This window comes from Hoeflea algicola (genome assembly GCF_026619415.1).
GTDB lineage: Bacteria > Pseudomonadota > Alphaproteobacteria > Rhizobiales > Rhizobiaceae > Hoeflea > Hoeflea algicola.
Genome location: NZ_JAOVZR010000003.1, coordinates 222,883 through 229,321 on the forward strand (window position 1 = coordinate 222,883; position 6,439 = coordinate 229,321).

Genomic DNA, 6,439 nt, shown 5'->3' on the forward strand with positions numbered 1-6,439 from the left:
TGCTGGTCAGCGTGTCCGTGCGGTGTGAAAGGATCTCAAGCGTCTGGGCCATCTCCGCCTCCGATCGCCTCGCCCGCCCCGCGCGCAAGTTCGATGATCCGCTCGCGGTCTTCGTCACGCAGGGGTTCATTGGCAGCGATCCGCGTTGCAATATCGCCAAGCGCGCCTGCTGCAGCCGCTCTCACACGTCCCATCGCGGCAATTGCTTCGGCCTCTGGCAGACCATCAAACAGCCCCTCCATAGCCGCGATCAGAACCGCCAATTGTTCGGCAGCCGCAATCGGATCGCGCTCGGGCTGCCTGAGGGCTGCGCGGACTGCGGCACCGCGTGCCAGGCGCGCCGTTGTCGCATCGTCGAGCCGCGTACCGAACCGGGCAAAGTCCTCCAGCTCTTCAAATTGTGAAAGCGTGACCCGCAGGTTGCCAGCCACGTCCCGAAACGCGCGCAATTGCGCCTTGCCGCCGACACGCGACACCGACACCCCCAGATCGACCGCGGGAAACTGGTTCTTCCGCACCAGTCGCGGCGACAGATAGATTTGGCCGTCGGTAATAGAGATTAGGTTAGTGGGGATGTAAGCGGACAGATTCTCGGCTTGGGTTTCGACCACCGGTAGCGCCGTGATCGAGCCGCCGCCCGCCTGTTCCGTGAAATTTCCGGCACGCTCCAGGAGCCGGGCATGCAAATAGAAAATGTCGCCGGGAAAGGCTTCGCGCCCTGGCGGACGCCGCAGCAGCAGCGACAGTTCACGATAAGAACGCGCGTGATGGGTCAGGTCGTCCATCACCACAAGAACATCGCGGCCCTGATCGGCGAAATACTCAGCCATGGTCATGGCGGCGAAAGGCGCGATGAACGATAGGCCCGGCGGATCCTCGTCCCCAGCAGAAATAACGATGGTGTTCTGCGTCATGTCGCCAGCCTTGATGGCCCCGATGACCTTGGCCACCGCATCGCCGCGTTGACCGATGGCGCAATAGATGCAGATGACACCGGTTTTCTGCTGATTGAGGATCGCGTCCACGGCGATCGACGTCTTGCCGGTTTGCCGGTCACCAACGATCAGTTCGCGTTGGCCCAAGCCCACAGGCACCGCCGCGTCAATCGCCTTTATCCCTGTTGCCAGCGGGCGTGTGATGGCGGAACGGTTGAGGATTTCGGTAGCTTCCGCCTCGATCGGGCGCCTTGCAACGGCGGTGATCAGGCCGTCTCCGTCACGGGCCCGGCCAAGCGCATCGACGACACGGCCCAACAGAGCCGGTCCCACCGGCACGCTGACAACGTGCCGTGTACGCCGTACACCTTCGCCGACTGTTATTCGGTCGGAAGCGCCAAGCAAGACAACCCCCAGACGGTCGGGTTCGAGATCAAAGACGACCCCGCGCACACCGGACGCGAATTCCAGCAATTCATCGGACAGCGCACGGGCAAGGCCGGTCACGATGGCAATCCCGTCGCCCACCTCGCTGACCCGGCCGATTTCGGTCAGCACAGGAGTCGGAGAGGGCCCGTCCAGCAGCGCCTTCAGCAGAATGTCGTGATCTGTGTTGGTATAGGTACTTTCAATGCCCATCGCTATCCACCTTCACGATGGGATCTTGGACCAGTCGTTCTTCCAGCATGGTGTCCAACTCCTCGATGTAGCTGTCCACGGTCCATGCGACATGCACGGCACCCATGCGCAAGACCAGGCCGGCTGACTGCGCGGGGTCGGTTTCAAACTGCAACTTCTGACCCGGAATCAAGCCCTTCATATTCGCCACCAGCTTCGCGCGGGCAGCATCGGGCAGGACGTAGTGTGTCGTCACAACAGCCGGAGTGCCGGCATTAGCCGCCTTGCGCAAATCTGCCGCCATTGGCTTCAACTGACGCGCAACATGGGTGACAACGCGTTCCTCCAGCGTCTCATCGGCCAGATCATGCAGCGCCTTTCCGGTCAGCGACATCAGCAACGCTGCCCCTGACCGATGCAGATGCGCGATATATTTGCGCTTTTCCTGGGCCAGATGCGCTTCCCAGTCTTTTCTCTCTTGTTCCAGCCTCGCGCGCGCCTCCGCTATAAGGGTATCCCGTTCCGCCTCGGCTTTTTGGCGCTGGTTGTCGATCAGTGTGGCCTCGTTGGTGCGAAAATCGGCCGCCAAGTCGTTGTAGCGGGTTTCTGCGGCTTCGGCCTTTTCCCTTGCTCTGGACGCTTCCAACATCCGTTCGGCGATCTCGGTCTCACGGGCATCGATGCCACTCAGGATTGGGCGGTACAGAAACCGCTTCAACAGCCACACCAGCACCAGAAAATTGATGAGCTGGGCGGCAATGGTGATCCAGTCAATAGACATGGCCTATTGACCTGCGGTCTTTGCAAGTTCGAGCGCCGCGTTCCAGAACGGGTTGGCGAAGATCAGGATCATGGCCACCACAAAGCAATAGATAGCGGTCGATTCGATCATCGCGAGACTGACAAACAACGTCCGCGAAAGCGTTGGCCCGGCGTCTGGCTGCTGCGCAATTGCGCTCAGCGCCTGAGCCGCCGCACGGCCCTCACCCAGCGCGGGGCCGATCGCGCCGAATGCAACAGTAAGTCCGGCAGTGAAAATCGAAATGGCGGCAATAATGGCAAGATCGGTCATTGGGTTTTCTTTTCTGTCTTGGATGTGCTCGGGTCCGCTGTCGCCGAAGAAATGTAGACCGTCGCGAGGATGGCAAAGATGTAGGCCTGGATCAGCCCGGTCAGCAGGCCCAGCACGTCCATCACCACGGGGAAGAAAAACGGCGCCACGCTGAGCAGGATTGCCGCGATGACTGCACCGCTCATGATATTTCCATAAAGCCGGATGGCGAGCGATATGCCGCGGGAAAACTCGCTGATGATGTTGAAGGGCAGCATGATGACCGAAGGTTGCATGTAGGTCTTCAGATACCCGCCGACGCCCCGGCTTGTCATACCAAAAAGCGGAACCGCAATCAGGACTGAGAACGCAAGTGCTGCCGTTGTCGAAAGCGAAGCGGTCGGCGGATCAAAGCCTGGCATCACGAGCATCAGGTTCGATGTGGCGATGAACAGGAAAAGCGTGCCTACGAAGTAAAGCAGGTTGCGCGACGGCCGTCTGGAAATTTCCTCGATCTGGCTCTGGATACCCTGCACGATGACTTCCAGCATGGTGCGCCATCGGTTCGGCGGCACATCCGGGCACAGCTTGCGGGTGATCAACATGGATATGCCGGTTAGCACCGCCATGATAATCTAGGTGTTGACGATCGTGGCATTGACGGGAATTCCCCATGCTTCAAAGACAATCGTGCTATCGGGTGTCAATTCCATCCTTTAGGCTCCATAGGCAGGCGGCGGGCCAAGGTCACGACGACAAGGCGCACAATGAGGAATGCCAGCGCATAGCCGACAAGGGTCCATGTACCGGTCTGTCCGACCGCCCAGCCAGCGGCTAACAAAAGTGCGATCCGCATCGCCGCGCTGAGCATCAGGGTCGTCGTTGGCCCTGCCGAAGCAAGGGCTACCCGCATGCCAAAGGCCAGCCCGGCAAAGTAGAACGCACCCATCGCCGCCCCGATGGCCAGCCCGGTCGTCAACGCTCCCCAGTCCATACCCGTCATTCGCCGTCTCCCTCCTTTTCGATCCATGTCCATGCGATCAGACCGCCCACAACGACTCCGCAAAGGATCAGTGCGATGGTCCACGAGAAATCCTGTGGTGCCACACGGTCCAGCCAAATGCCCAGAAACGCGCCTCCGACCGTCGGAACGGCGACCGACCAGCCGATCATGCCGAACGCACCGAGCCCACGCAGCGGGCTGGGCGCCGGATGATCGCGCGTGTTTTTCATCCTCTTAGCCCGCCGCGCGATGTCTTCTGCTGTCTTGTCGGGTTTTTCAATCATGGTTGCGGCCTCCGTAGATCGGCAAAACGGCGTACGATATTGGCCTCAAGCTGTGACAGTGCAGTGCGCGCCACACGCTCATCCTCATCGATCTGGACGAACGTGTTTTCAACGGTTTCGCGTAGCGTCTCGAGGCTTTCACCCTGAACACCGCGCCGAATCGCGACATCAACCGAATGCCCTTTCTTGACCAATAGCCCCTCATCGATCCCAAAAAACAGTTCCTCTCCGCCCGGTACCGTCAACGTCAGCACAGAGGGCACCAGCGCCGTCACGAAATCCGTGTGGTTCGGCAACATCCCGAAGGCCCCGTCTTGTGCCACCGCGGCCAGTTCTATTGCACGCCCGTCGAACAAGGTCCGCGTCGGCAATCGCAAGGTAACCTGCATATCCGCGGCCATGCTCATGATACGGCCTCCAGATCCTGAAGTCCGCCAATCATGTAATAGGCGCTTTCGGGGAGGTTGAACTCGGTCTGATTCAATATCGTTTCGCAACCATCCAGCGTGTCCGTGACTGACACCAGCTTGCCGTCCTTGCCAGAGAACGACGCCGTCGTGAAGAACGGCTGCGTCAGAAAACGCTCCAACCTTCTGGCGCGGGCGACGGTGGCGCGGTCAGCCGTCGAAAGCTCCTCCATCCCGAGCATCGCGATGATGTCGCGCAGCTCTTCGTATTCGGCCAGCGTCCGGCGCACGGCGCGCGCAATGTCATAGTGGCGCTGCCCAACCACCGCAGGGGTCAACATGACCGAGGCTGAGGTCAGCGGATCAACCGCGGGGTAAAGCCCTTCGCTTGCCCGTTTGCGCGATAACACGACCGTTGCGGAAAGATGCGAGAAGATATGCGCCGCCGCAGGGTCAGTGAAATCGTCGGCAGGAACATAGACCGCTTGGATCGAGGTGATGGCACCCCGACGGGTCGAGGCGATACGCTCCTGCAAAGCGGCCAGCTCGGTAGCCAGGGTTGGCTGGTAGCCAACACTTCACGGCATCCGCCCCAACAAACCCGAAACTTCCGCGCCCGCCTGAACGAAGCGAAAGATATTGTCGATCAACAGCAGCACGTCCTGCCCCAGGTCATCGCGAAAATACTCGGCCATTGTCAGTGCAGTGTTGCCCACCAAAAAGCGCACGCCGGGCGCTTCGTTCATCTGGCCAAACAACATCACCGTCTTGTCGCGCACGCCGGCAGCGCCCATTTCGCGGTACAGTTCTTCGGCCTCGCGGGATCGCTCGCCGATGCCGCAAAACAGACTGACACCCTTGTGATGCTGCACCGTGTTGTTGATCAGTTCGGTGATCAGCACGGTCTTTCCGACGCCCGCGCCACCAAACAGCCCGGTCTTTCCGCCGCGCTCGATGGGTGACAATAGATCAATGGCCTTGATCCCAGTTTCCAGCATCTCGGCGCGCAACACGCGGTCTTCAAGCACGGGCGGGGCTTGATGGATCGACCTGCGGTCGACTGCTACGGGTGCCGGCATTCCGTCGATTGGCGCGCCAAAGACGTTCAACATCCGACCCAGCATCGTGTCACCCACCGGCACTTCGATCGGGGTGCCGGTGGCGCGGACTGGCATTCCCAACCCGAGGCCACGGACCGGAGCCAGCGCGATGGACCGTACGACCCCATCGCCCACCAGCGCCGCGACTTCGAGCGCGACTTGGCCTGCAAAAAGCAATTCGTGGATCTGCGGCACCGGATCCGGGAAGAATGCATCGACCACTCCGCCGCGAATGGTGACAATCCTGCCTTCGCTACCCGCGACTTTATCTGGCTTCGGGACCTCCACCGTGTTCATGACCTATCCATTCTCTTGCTCAAAACTTCTGATCGGGAAACCAAGATTTGGCGTTTATTGCCATCCGGGTGAGACGCTCCGGGCAAGACGTTTCGATAGTGAGGGCAGAGCGCACATCTCCTTGTTTGGATAAGACGCTTGCCGCGGGCAAAGATTACAGCCATCGTTGGCAAATCGGCTGCTTGTGCCGCACGCATTGGTGTCAGAATGCACATGCTTTCTGGCTATGGCGCTAAAATCCAAAGACGAATCTCTCCGCGCTATGTGAGCCCCTGAGCATTCCTACCTACTCAAAGGCAGTGAACCATTTCTCTGGTGGGCTTGATAACTTGCAATCTTGGGCGAGATTTATTGCCCCGGGATTGTAATGCTTCCCGGCACAGCGCGTCTACAGAGATAGAAAATACGTGCGAGACAGCTAAAGAACGCGGGGATCAAATCATGCCGCAGGAACACGAACTTACCGGCTCAATGGGCGTCACCGCCGGGCGACTATCGATCTATGCAGTTGGGATGAGCACGGGGATATTCCTCGCGATATCCTTCGTCTTGTGCGTCGGCTTCGGCCTGATCTTTCCTTCGATGACGATGTATCAGGCCTGGGTCCCACTTCTTCCTGGCTTTGTTTGGATCAGCCTGTCGGGCTTTGTCATCGGGCTGGCCGAGGCCTTCGCCTACGGCTGGTTTATCGCGATCGTATTCGTTCCGCTGTTCAACTACTTTTCCCAAAGGGCTGCCAAATGA

8 protein-coding genes and 1 pseudogene are annotated in these 6,439 nt (G+C 59.7%); 1 reads left to right on the forward strand and 8 read right to left on the reverse strand.

All coding sequences use genetic code 11. The features are described from left to right. Positions 1 to 35: 35 nt before the first annotated feature. The 8 genes and pseudogenes from OEG84_RS24910 to atpD form a co-directional block, all read right to left on the reverse strand. Positions 36 to 1,574, reverse strand: coding sequence for a F0F1 ATP synthase subunit alpha (locus OEG84_RS24910; RefSeq protein ID WP_267656582.1), 1,539 nt, complete (start codon positions 1,572 to 1,574; stop codon positions 36 to 38). Continuing rightward, positions 1,564 to 2,334 carry a F0F1 ATP synthase subunit B gene (gene atpF, locus OEG84_RS24915; protein ID WP_267656584.1) on the reverse strand — a complete coding sequence of 257 codons (771 nt, stop codon included), beginning with the start codon at positions 2,332 to 2,334 and terminating at the stop codon, positions 1,564 to 1,566. The genes OEG84_RS24910 and atpF overlap by 11 nt, the downstream gene beginning before the upstream one ends. A 3-nt stretch (positions 2,335 to 2,337) precedes the next feature. After that, positions 2,338 to 2,625, reverse strand: a complete 288-nt coding sequence (locus OEG84_RS24920; protein WP_035521332.1) for a F0F1 ATP synthase subunit C — start codon at positions 2,623 to 2,625, stop codon at positions 2,338 to 2,340. Then, positions 2,622 to 3,233: a F0F1 ATP synthase subunit A gene (locus OEG84_RS24925; protein WP_267656585.1), complete on the reverse strand. Its 612-nt coding sequence runs from the start codon at positions 3,231 to 3,233 to the stop codon at positions 2,622 to 2,624. Before OEG84_RS24925 ends, OEG84_RS24920 begins: the two co-directional genes overlap by 4 nt. Before the next feature lie 74 nt (positions 3,234 to 3,307). After that, positions 3,308 to 3,607, reverse strand: coding sequence for an ATP synthase subunit I (locus OEG84_RS24930; RefSeq protein ID WP_267656587.1), 300 nt, complete (start codon positions 3,605 to 3,607; stop codon positions 3,308 to 3,310). Then, a complete protein-coding gene (locus OEG84_RS24935; protein WP_035521326.1) occupies positions 3,604 to 3,891 on the reverse strand; it encodes an AtpZ/AtpI family protein in 288 nt (95 codons plus the stop codon). The genes OEG84_RS24930 and OEG84_RS24935 overlap by 4 nt, the downstream gene beginning before the upstream one ends. Continuing rightward, positions 3,888 to 4,298 carry an ATPase gene (locus OEG84_RS24940; RefSeq protein WP_267656588.1) on the reverse strand — a complete coding sequence of 137 codons (411 nt, stop codon included), beginning with the start codon at positions 4,296 to 4,298 and terminating at the stop codon, positions 3,888 to 3,890. The genes OEG84_RS24935 and OEG84_RS24940 overlap by 4 nt, the downstream gene beginning before the upstream one ends. Next, positions 4,295 to 5,695: pseudogene (gene atpD / locus OEG84_RS24945) on the reverse strand (F0F1 ATP synthase subunit beta). Before atpD ends, OEG84_RS24940 begins: the two are co-directional and overlap by 4 nt. A 441-nt stretch (positions 5,696 to 6,136) precedes the next feature. Between atpD and OEG84_RS24950 the strand changes: the two are divergent. Further along, positions 6,137 to 6,439 (forward strand): DUF5676 family membrane protein, encoded by a 303-nt coding sequence (locus tag OEG84_RS24950; protein ID WP_201772285.1) that lies wholly within the window; start codon positions 6,137 to 6,139, stop codon positions 6,437 to 6,439.

Excerpts from the sequence above, each read along its gene's own strand:
- OEG84_RS24910 (WP_267656582.1), bottom strand. The coding sequence starts at position 1,574 with ATGGGCATTGAAAGTACCTATACCAACACAGATCACGACATTCTGCTG.
- atpF (WP_267656584.1), bottom strand. The coding sequence starts at position 2,334 with ATGTCTATTGACTGGATCACCATTGCCGCCCAGCTCATCAATTTTCTG.
- OEG84_RS24920 (WP_035521332.1), bottom strand. The coding sequence starts at position 2,625 with ATGACCGATCTTGCCATTATTGCCGCCATTTCGATTTTCACTGCCGGA.
- OEG84_RS24925 (WP_267656585.1), bottom strand. The coding sequence starts at position 3,233 with ATGGCGGTGCTAACCGGCATATCCATGTTGATCACCCGCAAGCTGTGC.
- OEG84_RS24930 (WP_267656587.1), bottom strand. The coding sequence starts at position 3,607 with ATGACGGGTATGGACTGGGGAGCGTTGACGACCGGGCTGGCCATCGGG.
- OEG84_RS24935 (WP_035521326.1), bottom strand. The coding sequence starts at position 3,891 with ATGATTGAAAAACCCGACAAGACAGCAGAAGACATCGCGCGGCGGGCT.
- OEG84_RS24940 (WP_267656588.1), bottom strand. The coding sequence starts at position 4,298 with ATGAGCATGGCCGCGGATATGCAGGTTACCTTGCGATTGCCGACGCGG.
- OEG84_RS24950 (WP_201772285.1), top strand. The coding sequence starts at position 6,137 with ATGCCGCAGGAACACGAACTTACCGGCTCAATGGGCGTCACCGCCGGG.